Here is a 16613-nt window from a genome sequence, read left to right as displayed (position 1 = left end):
TTTCCTGAAGTAGGAAACCACGCCGGCTTTTGCGGTTTTGGGAAATGATTTTTTTAAAAAGAACGTTTATGATGGTGAAAATAGACTTTAAGGGTGAAAGAGATGAACCAGGTTATTCTTCCCGCATCATCAAATATGAAGGATTTCGAGGCCTTTTTGGAAAGCCCCTATGAAATTGGCGTGTTTTTGGAGCTCCATGTCGCCAGGCTGAAAAGTGTCAGCGCGATGGCAAAGGAGCATGGGAAGAAGATGCTTTACCATGTGGACATGATTCGTGGCATCAAGAGTGACGACGCCGCGACCGAGTTCATCTGCCAGGAATACAAGCCGTACGGGCTGATTTCAACAAAAGCGAATGTCATCCTCAAAGCAAAGCAAAAGGGCGTTCTTGCTATCCAAAGGATTTTTTTAATAGACTCGCATGCACTTGAAAAAAGCTATCAGCTACTCGAAAAAACGCGGCCGGATTACATCGAGGTTCTGCCAGGGGCGATGCCTGATCTAATTGCCGAAGTAATCGAGAAGGTGAACATCCCGGTGCTGGCAGGCGGATTTATCAGGACTCCAGCCGATATTGAGAATGCCGTCAAGGCGGGCGCCCAAGGTGTGACAACCTCCAAGAAGGATTTGTGGGACCATTTTGCAAACAAAAAAAATTGAAAGCGGTGCCGCGCTGGAGTATACTCAATTCAAAGTTAACAAGTGATGGAGATCAGGAGAATCACACAGACAAGTCCTTTTGGAAGGGGTATTTCTGTTGGTTCTCCTTTTTTTGTCCAATCAAAATCAGTGGAGGGGATTTGGGATGGAAATGTACATTTTAGCGTTGGATCAGGGAACGACGAGTTCGAGGGCGATGATTTTTGACAAGGACGGAAAAATCGTCCATTCATCCCAAAAGGAATTCACACAGCATTTTTCTAAACCGGGCTGGGTGGAGCATAACGCGAACGAAATCTGGGGATCAATCCTTGCAGTCATCGCAGGTGTTCTGTCGGAATCGAATATCAAGCCCGAGCAAATAGCGGGAATCGGAATTACGAACCAACGTGAAACTACTGTCGTCTGGGATAGGGAAACCGGTACGCCTGTTTATAATGCAATCGTGTGGCAGTCAAGGCAGACGAGCGCCATTTGCGAAGAGCTGAAGGCAAAGGGCTTAAACGATCTTTTCCGCGAAAAGACGGGACTCCTGATCGATGCGTATTTTTCGGGTACCAAGGTGAAATGGATCCTGGACAATGTTGAAGGGGCGAGGAAAAAAGCTGAAGAAGGTAAATTGCTGTTTGGGACAATTGATACTTGGCTAATCTGGAAGCTCTCCGGAGGCAACGCCCATGTGACCGATTACAGCAATGCGTCCCGCACGCTGATGTTCAATATCCACGAATTAAAATGGGATGAAGAACTGCTAGAAATCCTCGGCGTTCCGGCTTCGATGCTTCCCGAGGTAAGGCCTTCATCGGAAGTGTATACGAAGACGGCGCCGTTTCACTTTTTCGGAAAAGAAGTGCCAATATCCGGAGCGGCCGGCGACCAGCAAGCGGCATTGTTCGGCCAGGCCTGCTTTGAAAAGGGTATGGCGAAAAACACCTATGGAACGGGTTGTTTCATGCTAATGAACACGGGCGAAAAGGCGGTCCGGTCGGAGCACGGGCTGTTGACGACGATTGCCTGGGGGTTGGGCGGAAAAGTGGAATATGCCCTCGAAGGCAGCATTTTCGTCGCAGGCTCCGCCATCCAATGGCTCCGTGACGGATTACGGATGCTGAAGGATTCAAAAGACAGCGAAAGCTATGCCGAAAGAGTTGAATCGACGGATGGGGTCTATGTGGTTCCGGCATTTGTCGGGCTTGGCACGCCGTACTGGGACAGCGATGTACGAGGAGCGGTGTTTGGCCTGACAAGGGGAACGAGCAAGGAGCATTTCATCCGGGCAACGCTTGAGTCGCTTGCCTACCAGACAAAAGATGTCCTGGCAGCGATGGAGATGGATTCGGGCATTAAGCTGAAAACGTTAAGGGTGGACGGAGGGGCTGTTAAAAACAATTTCCTGATGGACTTCCAGTGCGATATTCTTGATGTGCCGGTAGAACGGCCGCAAATCAATGAAACGACTGCCCTTGGCGCGGCCTATCTAGCTGGACTTGCAGTCGGGTTCTGGGGCAGCCAGGAGGAAATTGCTGCGAAATGGGCGGTTGACCAGGCCTTTGAACCAGAAATGGAAGCTGGGATACGGGCAGAATTATACAGCGGTTGGAAAAAAGCAATCAAGGCGGCAATGGCTTTTAAATAGACACTTCGTTTGAATGGAATTTGAGTTTGGAATTTGATACAATAATCTTAAGTTAATATGACGGCAGGAGAATTGGAGAGACCGCGAAGCATTATCACCAGAAGTGGTAATGTTTTTCGTGGTCTCTTTTCCTGTTTTTGGGAGGAAAACGAATGTTTACGAATTTGCACCGCGCGGAAATCATAGAAAAGCTAAAAGGGAAAACCTTTGATTTACTTGTAATAGGTGGGGGAATTACAGGAGCCGGCATTGCCCTCGATGCGACAACAAGGGGAATCGATACGGCCCTGATTGAGATGCAGGACTTTTCAGCGGGAACGTCCAGCCGGTCGACAAAGCTTGTGCATGGCGGTTTGCGCTATCTTAAGCAGCTTGATGTAAAGGTCGTCGCCGAAGTCGGAAAGGAAAGGGCAATCGTTTATGAAAATGGCCCGCATGTCACGACCCCGGAATGGATGCTTCTTCCGCTCCACCAGGGAGGAACGTTCGGCAGCTTTTCAACCTCGATTGGCCTTAGGGTCTATGATTTTCTCGCCGGTGTAAAAAAGGAGGAACGCCGCTCCATGCTTTCTGCCGGGGAGACATTGCAAAAAGAGCCGCTTATAAAAAAGCAAGGCCTAAAGGGCGGCGGTTATTACGTCGAATACAGGACTGATGATGCAAGGCTTACAATCGAAGTCATGAAGGCGGCTGTTGAAAAAGGTGCGACGGCAATCAATTATTCAAAAGCGGATGACCTGGTCAAGGAAGGCGGCAAAGTGGTTGGCGTCGTTGTGAAGGACCAGCTGACAGGCGAGACGTACAAGGTTTTCGCCAAAAAAGTCATCAACGCTTCGGGTCCATGGGTTGATACAATTCGTGAAAAAGATGGCTCGAAAAAAGGAAAGATGCTGATTTTATCAAAAGGGGTCCATATTGTCATCGACCAATCCCGTTTTCCTCTTAAGCAGGCGGTCTATTTTGATACCCCGGACAAGCGGATGATTTTTGCGATTCCGCGCGGCGGGAAAACGTATGTTGGTACGACTGATACCTTTTATAACGGAGATAAAGTGAATCCGAGGATGACCGTCGCGGACCGCGATTACATCCTATCCGCAATAAACTTTATGTTCCCTGAGGTTAACGCAAAGCCCGAAGATGTAGAGTCCAGCTGGGCAGGCATTCGGCCGCTCATCCATGAAGAAGGGAAGAACCCGTCCGAAATTTCAAGGAAGGACGAAATTTGGGAATCGGATTCCGGCTTGATCACCATTGCCGGCGGAAAACTGACCGGTTACAGGAAAATGGCTGAAACGATTGTCGACTTTGTCGCAGGGAAATTGGAAGCTGCCGGACATAAAAAGGCTGGGCCGTGCAAAACGAAATCAATCAAAATATCAGGTGGTGATTTCGGTGGTTCCGGAAATTTCGCCAGCTTCATCACTTCGGCAACTCAACAGGGAACGAGTATGGGGATGAGCGATCAGGATGCAAGGCACCTGGCAGGGTTTTATGGATCGAATGCGCCTGTCGTATACGATTTGGCCAAAATCCATAGGGATGACGCAGAGAAATTCGGAATGCCAGCTGTCCTGATGGCAAAATTGGTCTACGGCATCCAGTATGAAATGGTCGCAACGCCGCTCGACTTTTATTTCAGGAGGACCGGCGACCTTCTATTCGATATTGGTTCCGTAAGAAAGTACAGCGAGCCTGTTCTCGCCTATATGGGAACCTTGTTCAGGTGGAGCCCCGAGCAGGCCGCCAAGTATGCGGCTGAGCTTGAGGCGGAGCTTGAATATACGGCAACCCCTGTCGCTGAATAACATAGCGGGAAATAAAAAGAGAGCTGGCACACTAGATGTAGCCAGCTTTTATTCTTTGGGCCCGGTGTTTGGAACTTTTGTAAAATTGAAGTGTTATCAAAAATACTACCCGGCTGAAGACAGTTTGGAAGCCGAAAACTGTTTGAAAGTGTCTTCATGAAGCCGATGAAGACAGTTTCAGGGATGGAAGCCGTATGAAAGTGTCTTCATGAAGCCGATGAAGACAGTTTCGGGGATGAAAGCCGTATGAAAGTGTCTTCATGAACCCGATGATGACAGTTTCAAAGAGGAAAGCCTTTTAAAAGTGTCTTCATAACCCAACCTGAAGACGGTTATTCAGATGACCTCCGTCCGAGCAGTTCAGCGAGGCGGTTCGGGKAATTTGTAAAGGCGCCGTCCACCCCAATTTCCAATGCTTTTTTCATATCCTGTTCCGAATCAATTGTATAGGGATGCACTGCCAGTCCTGCTTCATGGGCCTTTTTAACATAGTCCCGATCGATTTTTTCGAAGTTTGGTCCAATCCCTGCCGCATACAGTTTGATCATTCGCGCTTCTTTACCGGTAAGGGATGCTTTATCTCGATATTTTTTTAGCTGAATAAGCGGAATGTCAGGCTCAAGCTCGTGAATCCTTTTTAAACTCTTGCTGCTGAAGGATTGGAGAATTAGGCCGGGGTTCTTCCCTTCCTCGGTCCGGATGACGCCATACTTTCGTGCCAGCTCAATCAATTTATCTTCCATCCCCGGATATACGTCCGGGGATTTTGTTTCAATATAATAATTTGCGGAAGTCCCGAAATGCCTAAAAATCTCCTCTAACGTGGGGACCCTTACGTTTTCAAACTCGGTCCGGGCGTATTCCGGGTGTAGGTGATTGAACCAGGAGCCCGCATCAAGCCGTTTTATTTCTTCGAGGGAATAGGACCCCGCAGCGCCGGTTCCATCGGTTGTACGGTCTACCATTTTATCATGCATAGCGATTAAATGGCCGTCCTTTGTCATCTGCAGGTCGATTTCCAAATAATCCGCGCCAAGAAGATAGGCCAGTTCATAGGACGCAATCGTATGCTCGGGGGCATAAGCGGATGCGCCACGGTGCCCAATAATCATGAACCCGCCCGGTAAAGCGGATGCCGGAGCCGTTTCCGTAAACCCACAGCCTGAAACGGTAAGCATAATGAAAAGAAAGACTACTAGGTTTTTGTACATCAAGGCACCCCGAATCTGAATTTCTATCTATAGATACTGTTAATAGGTAAAATGAGTAAAATAATTGACTGTAAATTGGATTTATTGTAATATTATAACAAGTTAATAGCGTGATGGAGATCAGGAGGCTCACATTTTTTGTCTATTTGTTTGATAGGCATGATTTGTGGCCTCCTTTTTACATAACCAGGGGGTGAAACCAGTTACAATTTCGGCAACAGCAATAATTGGACGACTGCTTTTGGCTGCCCTCCTGGGCGGCGTTATCGGATGGGAGCGCGATCTGCGTAACAAACAGGCAGGGGTGAAAACACATTTGCTCGTTTCAGTCGGATCAGCCTCAATCATGCTCCTATCCATTTATGGATTCACCGAGACAATTAACCATGTGAATGCCCGTTTCGATCCGGCGCGGCTGGCACATGGCGTCATCAGCGGAATTGGTTTCCTTGGAGCGGGCGCAATCCTGAAACATTCCAACAGGAGCGTTACCGGTATAACCACAGCGGCGACTTTATGGGTTGTTTCCGCCATTGGCCTTGCTGTCGGAAGCGGCTTTTATCTTCCCGCACTCGTCACAACGGGTATCGTCATGTTAACCKTTTTTGTGTTGAGGGGATTCGAAGAAAGGTTTCTGGCAACCTACAAATTTATTACCTTTACCCTGTCGATGAAGGATGAAGCGCAAATTCTGGGCAAAATCAACAAAGTCTTCAAAAATGAAGACGCCCAGATCGAAGCGATATCGATGTCGGACGAATATTTCTTTCTCGAAGAAGGGCATCTGTCGATGGATATCCGTGTGAAAATTTCCTCAAAGAAAAATGTGTTGGAACTTTCCAGGGATCTAGGAAAACTTGATGGCATCAAGCAAGTAAAGCTGAACAATAAGGCCATGCCTTCACAAACGGCGGACTAATTTTTTTGGAAAAACATAAGTGGAATTGAAAGCGCTTAAAAAAGAAGGGGTGGCAATTTTGAAAAAAGTCGAGTTGGTGAATGTCTCCAAATCATATGACAAAAAGACGGATGTCATCACCGATATTAATGTAACAATCGAGCCCGGGGAATTTTTCGTACTTGTCGGACCGTCCGGTTGCGGGAAAAGTACGATGCTGCGCATGATAGCGGGGCTTGAGGAAATAACCGGCGGCGTCCTTCGAATTGGCGGCATGGAGGCAAACCATCTTCCGCCGAGCAAACGGGACATTTCAATGGTGTTCCAGAACTATGCTTTGTATCCTCATTTGACCGTTGAAGAAAACATCGTATTCGGGCTCCATGTAAAAAAAGTGTCCAAGCATGAAAGGAAAAAACGCTGTGACGATGTCGCCACGATGCTGGGCCTGACACCTTATTTGAACAGGAAGCCACGTGAGCTATCCGGGGGCCAGAGGCAGCGTGTCGCGTTGGCAAGGGCAATCGTTAACCAGGCGCCGATTTGCCTGATGGACGAGCCGCTATCAAACCTTGATGCGAAACTGCGCGCACATATGCGTTCCGAGATAAGGCAAATCCAGAGAAGGCTTGGCATTACGATGATCTATGTTACCCATGACCAGGTCGAGGCGATGACGATGGGTGACCGAATTATGATCCTCCATGACGGGGAAATCCAGCAGATTGGCAAGCCAATCGATATTTACAACAATCCGGCAAATCCTTTCGTCGCAACTTTCATCGGCTCCCCGCCAATGAACATCGGTGATGGAATGGTTGACCGCGAGAACTCCGTCGTAACGGTTGGCGAGGGCGCGAAAATAGACGTTCCGGCCAGGGACCAAGGGATGCTGAAATCCGACCGGATCATTGTCGGCATCCGCCCTGAGCATCTTAAACCTGCCACGAAGGACTCTAGCGCTGAAAACCGGATCGACGTGAAGGTAGTCAACGTCGAAGTTCTTGGAAACGAAACGATCTTTTCTTTCGATATGGGCGGAAAGGAATGGCTTGCAAAGTGGACGGGCCAATGGCGTATTGATGTAGGCGACACGATCCCAATCATCATCAATTATGATTCGGTATGCTTTTTTGATGTTGAATCAGAGAAAATCGTAAAGACGCCTACGGATATAGAAAACTATGTGTTCGGTAAAGAGGTGCTCATATGAAAGCGGAAGTAAACGGCCGTGTGGCGTATACTCCACCGAAACTGTCCTTGTGGAGAAGGTCGCTGAATGCACGGACAGCGCTTTTGTATTTGTTCCCTTCAATTTTATTGTTTTCAGTTTTCGTTTTTTATCCGATGTTTAGGACGATTTATTTAAGCTTTTTCCTGACCGACCAGCAGGGGACAGCGGCTGTTTTCGTCGGGATGGAAAATTACCAGTATCTCCTTGAGTCGCCGGCCTTCCGGAACAGTGTGAAAGCGACTGTTTTGTTTGTCCTGTACACGGTCCCGACAGGCGTTATCATTTCACTTTTCCTTGCACTGATTGCAAATGAAAAGCTGAAAGGAATTGGCTTTTTCCGGACGATTTACTCGTCGACAATGGGGATTTCCGTCGCGGCGTCATCCGTAGTCTGGCTATTTTTATTCCATCCAAGCATCGGGATGTTCAACCGGCTGCTTCATGTTCTTGGCATGCCGGGAGTACAGTGGCTTCTGGATCCGGATTGGGCGCTTGTTTCAATATCCATCTCAACGATTTGGATGAATATCGGTTTTTCCTTCCTTATCCTGCTTGGCGGCCTTCAGAATATTGATGAATACTTGTACGAAAGCGCGAAAATAGACGGTGCCGGCTATTGGTACCAGCTGAGAAGGATTACAATCCCGATGCTTTCGCCAACGCTGTTCTTCATCATCACGATTTCTTTGATCAATGCGTTCCAGACATTTGGCCAGGTTGATATTTTAACAAAAGGCGGCCCTTCCCAGGCGACCAACCTGATCGTCTATTCGATTTATCGGGAAGCGTTCGTCAACTACCAATTTGGCACGGCGAGCGCGCAGGCTGTATTCCTGTTCATCTGCATACTCGTTGTCACTATCTTGCAATTTAAGCTCGGAGAAAAGAAGGTGCATTACCAATGAGCATGTCCACGCCTAAAAAATTATTGTTCTATGTGTTGCTGGTACTGTCGGCCTTTCTAGTATTTTTTCCGGTTCTATACGCATTCATGATTAGCTTCATGACTGGAGGAGAAATCCTTCAGGGGAAGTTCTTTCCGAGTTCCTTCAGCTTTGAAAACTATGCCAAGGTATTCGACAGGCTTCCATTGTTGAATTACTTGATAAATAGTTTTGTTGTTTCATTCGGGGTCATGCTTGGCCAGCTAGTCGTTTGCAGCATGGCGGCATACGCATTTGTCTTCATTCCCTTTAAAGGCCGCGATTTCATTTTCTTCCTCTTCATTTCAACGATGATGATTCCGTGGGAAGCGACGATGATTCCGAACTTTTTTACGATCCAAAAGCTCGATTGGATGAATACATACCAGGGCCTGACCGTGCCTTTCTTTGCGCTCGCGTTCGGGACATTCCTGCTTCGCCAGCATTTCAAGACAATCCCGAAGGAGCTGCATGAAGCAGCTGAGGTAGCTGGATTGAGCAAATTCGCCTTCTTCTGGAGGGTCATCCTGCCAATTTCGAAAACAAGCCTTGTGACCCTTGGAGCGTATGGCTTTTTAACAACATGGAATATGTATTTATGGCCACTCCTTGTCACAAGCACAAAACAGGTAAGGACAGTGCAAATCGGGTTGAAACAGCTCCAGTCACAGGAAGTTGCGACAGAGTGGGGCGTCGTTATGTCCGGGGTAATCGTTGTTATCATTCCAACCCTGATTCTTTTGTTCGCTGGGCAAAAGCAGCTTCAAAAAGGCCTTACACAAGGAGCAATCAAGTAATAAGTAATGGGGGTTTCACCTTCTGGCATCTCGCTCGGTAAGGAATTGCCGGAAGTTTTTATAAAAAATGAAAAAGGGGTGTAGGAAAAGTTGAAAAAGAAGCTCAAATGGTTAGTTGTCCTTAGTACGATTATCAGCATTCTCATCATGTCGGCATGTTCTAATGATGCAAGTTCGGGAACCGTTAAGAAAAAAGATGGCAAGGATGCAGGCGAGAAGCAGGAAAAAACCGAAATTTCCTTCTGGCATGCCATGTCAGGTCCTGGCCAGGTGGCGCTTGACAGCATTGTCGCCGATTTTAACAATTCACAGGATAAATATGTTGTAAAAGCAGAATTCCAGGGTACATATGAAGAGTCTCTCACCAAGCTGCGCAGTGTCGGCGGCACGAAGGACGCACCGGCTATTACCCAGGTTTTCGAAGTTGGCACGAAATACATGATTGAAAGTGGCTATATCGAGCCGATGCAGACATTCATCGACAAGGAAAATTATGACGTTTCCCAGCTTGAAGATAACATCCTGAACTATTACCGTATCGATGGAAAGCTGTATTCCATGCCGTTCAACTCCTCCACACCGGTTATGATTTATAACAAGGATGCGTTCAAGGAAGTTGGGCTTGACCCGGACAATCCGCCGCAAACCTTCAACGAAGTAAAAGAAGCTGCAAAGAAGCTGACCAAGAAAAACGAAAGGTTCGGCTTCTCCATGCTGACGTATGGATGGTTCTTTGAACAGCTGGTCGCTACGCAAGGCGGACATTATGTCGACAATGACAATGGCCGTTCCGATGATGCCACAAAGGCAGTCTTTAATGGAGAGGAAGGCCTTCGCGTCTTCAATTGGCTAAATGAAATGAACAAAGCGGGAATTTTCGGGAACTACGGAACGAACTGGGATGATATCCGCGCCGCTTTCCAAACAGGAAAAGTGGCAATGTACATGGACTCTTCAGCGGGTGTAGCCGGGGCGATCAACAACTCACCATTCGAAGTGGGAGTCGCCTACATTCCATATCCGGATGAAGTCGAAAGGCAGGGTGTTGCCATCGGCGGAGCTTCCCTCTGGATGTCAAAAGGAATTGCCAAGGAAGAACAGGAAGCCGCATGGGAGTTCATGAAATTCCTTGCGTCTCCTGAAAGCCAGGCGAAGTGGCATGTTGGAACTGGTTATTTTGCCATCAACCCGGCCGCATATGACCAGGATATCGTAAAGACCGAGTGGGAAAAATACCCTCAGTTTAAAGTAACGGTTGACCAGCTTCAGTCAACAAAAGCATCCTATGCAACCCAGGGCGCGCTCATTTCTGTGTTCCCTGAGTCTCGTCAGCAGGTGGTGACCGCCCTTGAAAACATGTATCAAGGCATGGATCCTAAAAAAGCGCTCGACCAGGCCGCTGATGGAACGAACAGGGCAATTGAAATCGCTAATAAAACTAAGAAGAAATAATTGAGAAGAAGGGTAAGGCAGCCATCTTCCAAGGCAAAAGAATTTACCTTGGAATGTGCGCCTGCCCTTTTGGATTTTTTAAAAAGAGGTGTGGCAATATGGGGAAGACAAAAATTTATGCTCACAGGGGAAGCAAGGGAACGCATCCCGAAAATACGCTTGAGGCTTTCAAGGAAGCGATTAGGCTAGGAGTTAACGGCATCGAGCTCGATGTCCACCTTTCCAAGGATGGCGAGCTGGTGGTCATCCATGACGAAACCGTTGACCGGACGACGAATGGGTTGGGAAAAGTACGGGACATGACGCTTGGGGAGCTGAAAGGCCTTGACGCGGGTTCATGGTTTGGCTGGGAATTCCAAGGCGCGGCAATTCCGGCGCTTGATGAGGTTCTCGAGCTGTTGGCCGGCACCGGAATCATGCTGAATGTCGAAATAAAAAGCGATGTCATCCCATACGAGGGCATTGAGCAAAAGGTACTTGAAGTACTCGAGCGGCATTCCTATAAGGAGCACGCGATCATTTCATCCTTTAACCATTACAGCCTGAAAAAGATCCGCGAGCTTGACTCCGAAATTGAAACTGCAATTCTATTTATGGAGGTTCTCCATGAACCGTGGGTGTACGCGAAAACCATTGGCGCTTTCGGGCTTCATGTCCACCTTCCCGTTGCCTATACCGAAATGGCCAGGACCGCAACTAATCTCAGAGTCCCTGTCCGTGTTTTCACGGTGAATAAAGAAAAAAATATGAGGGAGCTTATCGATCTTGGCGTTGATACTATTATGACAGACTACCCGGAACGCGCGCTTAAGGTCAGAAGCGAGCGCGGTGTAATGGAATAGGGATTTTAGGAGGGACCTGGGGCGGCGGGTCCTTTCTTTTTTCTGTTTTTGGGAAAATAACGGTCGGTTGGCGAGTTGGAATCGAGGATGGCCTTATTTTTTGTGGGATCGTACTGCCAATTGGACAAGGAACAAGAATTTTCGAGGTGTGGTTGTCAGAAAAAGCCCAGATATCTGACAAGCGCAGGCGAAAATCGGGTTGGGTGTTAGATAAGTCCTTGATATGTGACAAGCTGAGGCAGAAATCGTGTTAGGTTGTCAGATAAAGCCATGATACGTGACAAGCGGAGGCGGAATTCGTGTAGGGTTGTCAGAAAAAGCCCGGATATCTGACAAGCGGAGGCAGGAATCGGGTTAGGTTGTCAGATAAACCCATGATATACGACAAGCGTAAGCTGAAATCGTGTAGGGTTGTCAGATAAAGCCTTGTTATCTGACAAGCAGAGGCAGAAATCGGGTTAGGTTGTCAGATAAAGCCATAATATGTGCCAAGCGGAGGCGGAATTCGTGTAGGGTTGTCAGAAAAAGCCCGGATATCTGACAAGCGGAGGCAGGAATCGGGTTAGGTTGTCAGAAAGAGCTTGGATAGGTGACAAACGCAGAAAATCGTTATCGTTAGCTTTTATAAACACTAATGAGATAATCCTCTTCCGGTAAGTCCCCCAAGTATTCAAGGCCGCACTCCAAATAAAACTGCCTGAGTTTGTCGTTCCCGGCCCAGCAGTCGAGGTACATCGCTGTGCCAGTGTTATTTGCAAAAGAGCGCGCGAAGGAGACAATTTCTCTCCCAATCCCATGTCCCTGGAAGTGTGGGAGAATGGCAATCTTTGATAGGTAGAGGCTGCCTTTTTCCACCAGCAAACCTGAAAAATTATTCGCCTCGCCAATCCAGAATGCACCAACGATACTTCCGTCCAATTCTGCTTTATAAACTTCGCGCTTCTGAATTGCGTCTTTTACACAATCAACCCGCCACGGGTAGTCCCATTGGTGGATTCCCTTTCTGAGTAGCTTCAATGTGACTTCATTGTAAAGTTCAACGATTTCATGGCAATTTTTAAGATCGGCGATTTTGAATGTTGCCGCCATTCCTGTTCCCTCCGATGCGTTCTTTTTAAAATAAGTGTAATCCAGCGGCTTGGAATAGGGAACCAAATTGTCCGCTTTCTGGGTGACAATCATCCGTGTTTCCCTTAAGATGGAAGTTAAAGGGGGAGTTTGCATGCAGGTCAAGGTGTTTGCCAATCTCCGCGTGATTTGCGGGGGCGTGACCGTTGAAGTGAAGCCGGACGGGGACCGGGTCATTGATGTGTTGGAGAAAATGGTTGAAATGTTCCCGGATATTGAAGAGGAAATTTTTACACCGGATCGGACGCTTAAGGATTTTGTCCATGTATACATAAACGGAAAAAATATCGTCCATCTTGCCGGACTGGAAACGACAGTCAGCGAGGCGGACCAGTTCGCGCTGTTCCCGCCGGTTGCGGGCGGTTGAGATGAAGGAAACCGTTCTTGAATTTCGGGGCATCAATCTCATCCTTCTCGAACAGTACTTCGAGGAACTAGGCGGGGTGCTATCAGTTGATTCCGGCATGCCGAAAAAGTATAGCGGAGGAAGCTGGAGCGGGGAAATCCTCTCGGAAAAAGAAATTGCCTTTTCGAAGACTTTCAAGGTCAACTCCGTCATGGTCCGCTTCCGGGCGGAAACTGAGGAAGAGCTTGCTGCGCTGATAAAAAGCTATCGTTACAAAACCACAAGGGTTGGCGGATAGGTGGAAAGGATTTCGAAAAATTACTAGAACGCAATGGAAACTGTATACATTCTGGTGCGGGGCACCTTGGTACATCAATACAGCACCTTGTTTAAAGCACCCAAGTAAGTGGGTGTTTTTTATTTGCAAAGGCCACCTTAGATAATAGTGTGCTGAATTATTCCGGACTTCCGAAAACGGTGTGTGCAGGTTTAGGCGGGGTGCATGGGCCCAAAGGAACTTTTCCAAAAAAGAGAGGTAGCGGAATTGCTTGGGGAAGTGATATTCTGAATTATGTTAGAATAGCGTTTACATTACAACAAGTGAAAAGCAGGTGAGGCAGTGGTGAAGAAGGTAATTCTGGATATTGATACGGGGATTGATGATGCTCTGGCAATCGTTTATTTGTTAAAGCATCCGGATGTTGAGGTGAAGGGCCTGACGACGGGCTTTGGGAATGTCAGTGTTGAGCAGGCGACGAAGAATACTCTTCAGATCGCGGAGCTGGCGGGGCGGCCGGATGTTCCGGTTTTTGCCGGGGCTTCAAAGCCGTTGCTTAAAACGTGGAATGGGCCTGTCGTCCATGTGCACGGGGAGAACGGAATCGGGAATGTTTCGCTGCCCGACCCGAAAGCAAAAGCCCAAGAGGAAAGGGCATCCGATTTCATCGTCCGCGCGGTGAATGAAGACCCGGGCGAAATTTCGGTGATTACCGTTGGGCGCCTGACGAATCTCGCCGAGGCGCTTGCAAAGGACCCTTCCCTGCCGAAAAAGGTAAAAAAGGTTGTCATCATGGGCGGGGCTGTAACGGTGCCGGGGAATGTGACGCCGGTGTCGGAAGCGAACATCGCCGGTGACCCGGAAGCGGCGAATATGGTATTCGAGGCAGGCTTCCCGCTGACAATGGTCGGCTTGGATGTGACGATGCAAACGCAAATCACGGCAGGGGACATGGCGTGGCTGGTCAGCCAGAAGGACGGGTCGAATGCGGAGCTTATCGACGCGCTCGATGAAATGGTTCGCTTCAGGCTCGATGCGTACAAGAAGATGGACGGCATCGACGGGAGCCCGCTCCATGATCCATTGGCGGTTGCCGTAACCCTCCATCCTGATATTGTAAAAACAACACCAATGCTCGTCGCGATTGAAACGAAAGGTGAGCTTTCCTCGGGAGCGACCATTGCGGACCTCCGCGGCTCGGAAAAGCCTTACTACAATGTGGACGTCTGCCTTGAAGTCGACGCGAAGCGCTTCATCAAGGAATTCGTTGAAATCGTTTCCGGCAAGCAAAGGGAGGTTTTATCATGAAGAAAGTCATTCTGGATGTTGATACAGGTATCGATGACGCGCTGGCGATTGCGTATGCAGTGAATTCCGAGGACATTGACCTCGTCGGAATTACAACGAGCTTCGGGAATACATCGGTGGATGAAGCGACCCGCAATACGCTGCAGTTGCTTGAATTGCTCGGCCGTGAGGATATTCCGGTTTGTCCGGGTGCGGAAAAGCCGCTGTTCCGGCCTACGTTGAAGCAGAAAGCGACGTTCATCCATGGCGAAGACGCGATGGGAAACCATTCGCTTCCATTGCCAAAAACAAAGCCGTCAGATAAGCACTCGGTTGAGTTCATCATTGAGATGGTTCATAAATATCCAAATGAAATCACCCTTGTCTTTGTCGCGAGCATGGCAAACCTTGCGCTTGCTGTTATGAAGGACCCGTCGATTGTTGGGAAAGTCGAGCGCGTCGTCATTATGGGTGGTGCCGCGACCGTGCCGGGGAATGCGACACCTGTGGCTGAAGCGAATATTTACGCGGATCCGGAATCAGCCGAGTATGTTTTCCGTTCCGGGCTGCCGGTCACAATGGTCGGCCTCGATGTGACGATGCAGACGCTCCTTCCATGGGAACAGCTTGCGGTCTGGAGGCAAAAGCAAACGCCGGTTGGCGATTTCATGGCGCATATTGTGGAGTTTTACATAAATGCGTACCGGAACATGTATCCGAACATCAAAGGCTGCGCGCTTCACGATCCGCTCGCAATTGGGGCTGTTATCAACCCTGATTTTATTAAAACAAAACCGATGCATATCCAAGTCGATTGCGAAGGCATCCACTCCGTCGGCAGGACGATTGCTGATTTGCGGAGTATCCCGGCGAACCCGCCCAACGTCGATGTGGCGCTTGAAGTCGACGCTGAGGGATTCCTGGAACATTTTCTAAGTGTGGTTGTTTGAGCGGGGGAGTTGTTTGATCAGTGTGATTGATTGGACGGCGTAGTGGTCTGACCACTGAACCTGTTAGACAGTCCCTCAAATGCTTATCAAGAAGTATTTGGCTAACATAAAATAAATAGGGTAAAATTTCGGGGAAGCCGTTCCCGTGGAGTAAAGCGGAAACAGGTTTCCGTTCTCCACAGGGGGCGGTTTTCATTATTATCGGAAATGTCCTGTAAATTGTAGGGCAGCAAGTGGGAAGGATTGATTTGTTGGATAGAACGCTTGGTATACTATCGGTTTTAGCAGCCGCGTCAATATATGGTTTTGTGAATACGATCGTAAAGCTCGCCTATGCGGATGGGTTTGAGTTTCCGGAGCTGACGATCAGCCAGTATGTCTATGGCACGATTGGCCTTATTGTTCTTATTTTGGCGACACGGTCTTTTGGAAAAGTAACGCTCAGGGACTATTTGAAGCTGCTTGCGGTCGGGGGGATCGGTCTCGGCGGTACGAGCATTGCCCTTTATAAGAGCCTTGCTTATGTACCGACTTCCGTTGCTTTGGTGATGCTTTTCCAGTTTACCTGGATTGGGCTCCTCATAGAAATGTTCGTTTTAAAAAGAAAGATTCACCGAAACGAGTGGATCGCAGTCGTGATTGTTCTCGTAGGAACGCTGCTTGTGCTCCGGATAACCGCTATTGATTCAGGTGCGGTCAATGCGCCTGGCCTGATTTTCGGATTTATCGCGGCAATTTGCTATTCCGTTTTCCTGATTGGCGCATCTGTTCTGCCGGAAACGATTCCGCAATTTTATAAAAACGGCCTGATGGTGTCAGGAACGCTTGTCCTGCTTTTTGTTGGGTTTGCGGTGACCACGCCGATCGCGGAGATTAACCCGTTTGGTGCGGTGCTGAAATGGGGGCTGTTGCTTGGGATACTCGCCCAGCTCGTGCCGCCAGTCCTGTTCACTTACGGGGCGCCAAAAATCGGCGGGGCGCTTACGTCCATTTTGAGTTCATTCGAGCTTCCAGTCGGGATTATCGCCTCAAACCTGATACTTGGCGAACAGGTCGCCCTCGTCCAGTGGATCGGAATGCTGCTTATCCTTACAGGGATTTTCGTGTCTCAGGTGCGGCAGAGGGAGACAGGGAAGGCGTAGATTTTTGGGGGAGTGGGGGAGT

The 16613-nt window shown here is 48.5% G+C and carries 16 protein-coding genes; 14 read left to right on the top strand and 2 right to left on the bottom strand.

What is annotated here, in order from left to right; translation table 11 throughout:
• Window positions 1-102: 102 nt before the first annotated feature.
• The 3 genes from ADU24_RS19165 (at window position 103) to ADU24_RS19155 (ending at window position 4104) form a co-directional block, all read left to right on the top strand.
• Window positions 103-660, top strand: coding sequence for a glycerol-3-phosphate responsive antiterminator (locus ADU24_RS19165; RefSeq protein WP_053368134.1), 558 nt, complete (start codon window positions 103-105; stop codon window positions 658-660).
• A 145-nt stretch (window positions 661-805) separates the two neighbouring features.
• On the top strand, window positions 806-2296 hold the full coding sequence (gene glpK / locus ADU24_RS19160) for a glycerol kinase GlpK (protein WP_053368133.1): 1491 nt from the start codon (window positions 806-808) through the stop codon (window positions 2294-2296).
• A 152-nt stretch (window positions 2297-2448) separates the two neighbouring features.
• The gene (locus tag ADU24_RS19155; RefSeq protein WP_053368132.1) at window positions 2449-4104 is read left to right on the top strand and encodes a glycerol-3-phosphate dehydrogenase/oxidase; all 1656 of its coding nucleotides are present in this window, start codon (window positions 2449-2451) and stop codon (window positions 4102-4104) included.
• Between the two features lie 332 nt (window positions 4105-4436).
• Here the strand turns inward: ADU24_RS19155 and ADU24_RS19150 are convergent, their stop codons facing one another.
• The gene (locus ADU24_RS19150; protein ID WP_053368131.1) at window positions 4437-5315 is read right to left on the bottom strand and encodes a glycerophosphodiester phosphodiesterase; all 879 of its coding nucleotides are present in this window, start codon (window positions 5313-5315) and stop codon (window positions 4437-4439) included.
• 193 nt (window positions 5316-5508) lie between these two features.
• Here ADU24_RS19150 and ADU24_RS19145 point away from each other — a divergent pair, with 193 nt between their 5' ends.
• The 6 genes from ADU24_RS19145 (at window position 5509) to ADU24_RS19120 (ending at window position 11461) form a co-directional block, all read left to right on the top strand.
• Window positions 5509-6234, top strand: a complete 726-nt coding sequence (locus tag ADU24_RS19145) for an MgtC/SapB family protein (protein ID WP_082307071.1) — start codon at window positions 5509-5511, stop codon at window positions 6232-6234.
• Window positions 6235-6292: 58 nt separating this feature from the next.
• On the top strand, window positions 6293-7426 hold the full coding sequence (locus tag ADU24_RS19140; protein WP_053369011.1) for an ABC transporter ATP-binding protein: 1134 nt from the start codon (window positions 6293-6295) through the stop codon (window positions 7424-7426).
• Window positions 7423-8352 (top strand): carbohydrate ABC transporter permease, encoded by a 930-nt coding sequence (locus ADU24_RS19135; RefSeq protein WP_053368129.1) that lies wholly within the window; start codon window positions 7423-7425, stop codon window positions 8350-8352. Before ADU24_RS19140 ends, ADU24_RS19135 begins: the two co-directional genes overlap by 4 nt.
• A 2-nt stretch (window positions 8353-8354) precedes the next feature.
• The gene (locus tag ADU24_RS19130; protein ID WP_053369010.1) at window positions 8355-9167 is read left to right on the top strand and encodes a carbohydrate ABC transporter permease; all 813 of its coding nucleotides are present in this window, start codon (window positions 8355-8357) and stop codon (window positions 9165-9167) included.
• A gap of 147 nt (window positions 9168-9314) precedes the next feature.
• Entirely contained in the window at window positions 9315-10619 is a 1305-nt protein-coding gene (locus ADU24_RS19125) for an ABC transporter substrate-binding protein (RefSeq protein ID WP_053369009.1), read from the top strand.
• Window positions 10620-10717: 98 nt separating this feature from the next.
• Window positions 10718-11461 (top strand): glycerophosphodiester phosphodiesterase, encoded by a 744-nt coding sequence (locus ADU24_RS19120; protein WP_053368128.1) that lies wholly within the window; start codon window positions 10718-10720, stop codon window positions 11459-11461.
• Window positions 11462-12076: 615 nt separating this feature from the next.
• Here ADU24_RS19120 and ADU24_RS19115 read toward each other — a convergent pair.
• Window positions 12077-12643 carry a GNAT family N-acetyltransferase gene (locus ADU24_RS19115; RefSeq protein ID WP_053368127.1) on the bottom strand — a complete coding sequence of 189 codons (567 nt, stop codon included), beginning with the start codon at window positions 12641-12643 and terminating at the stop codon, window positions 12077-12079.
• Between the two features lie 40 nt (window positions 12644-12683).
• Here ADU24_RS19115 and ADU24_RS19110 point away from each other — a divergent pair, with 40 nt between their 5' ends.
• The 5 genes from ADU24_RS19110 to ADU24_RS19090 all read left to right on the top strand — a co-directional run bounded on the left by ADU24_RS19110 (window position 12684) and on the right by ADU24_RS19090 (window position 16591).
• Window positions 12684-12956: a ubiquitin-like small modifier protein 1 gene (locus tag ADU24_RS19110; protein ID WP_053368126.1), complete on the top strand. Its 273-nt coding sequence runs from the start codon at window positions 12684-12686 to the stop codon at window positions 12954-12956.
• 1 nt (window position 12957) lies between these two features.
• The gene (locus ADU24_RS19105; protein WP_053368125.1) at window positions 12958-13233 is read left to right on the top strand and encodes a hypothetical protein; all 276 of its coding nucleotides are present in this window, start codon (window positions 12958-12960) and stop codon (window positions 13231-13233) included.
• 324 nt (window positions 13234-13557) lie between these two features.
• Window positions 13558-14520 carry a nucleoside hydrolase gene (locus ADU24_RS19100; RefSeq protein ID WP_053368124.1) on the top strand — a complete coding sequence of 321 codons (963 nt, stop codon included), beginning with the start codon at window positions 13558-13560 and terminating at the stop codon, window positions 14518-14520.
• Entirely contained in the window at window positions 14517-15449 is a 933-nt protein-coding gene (locus ADU24_RS19095; RefSeq protein WP_053368123.1) for a nucleoside hydrolase, read from the top strand. Before ADU24_RS19100 ends, ADU24_RS19095 begins: the two co-directional genes overlap by 4 nt.
• 248 nt (window positions 15450-15697) lie before the next feature.
• A complete protein-coding gene (locus ADU24_RS19090; protein WP_053368122.1) occupies window positions 15698-16591 on the top strand; it encodes a DMT family transporter in 894 nt (297 codons plus the stop codon).
• The last annotated feature ends 22 nt before the right edge of the window (window positions 16592-16613 follow it).

The organism is Bacillus sp. FJAT-27245 (genome assembly GCF_001273955.1).
GTDB lineage: Bacteria > Bacillota > Bacilli > Bacillales > Cytobacillaceae > Bacillus_D.
The sequence above is the reverse complement of the archived record's forward strand: the minus strand, read 5'-3'. Positions and strand labels throughout refer to the sequence as shown.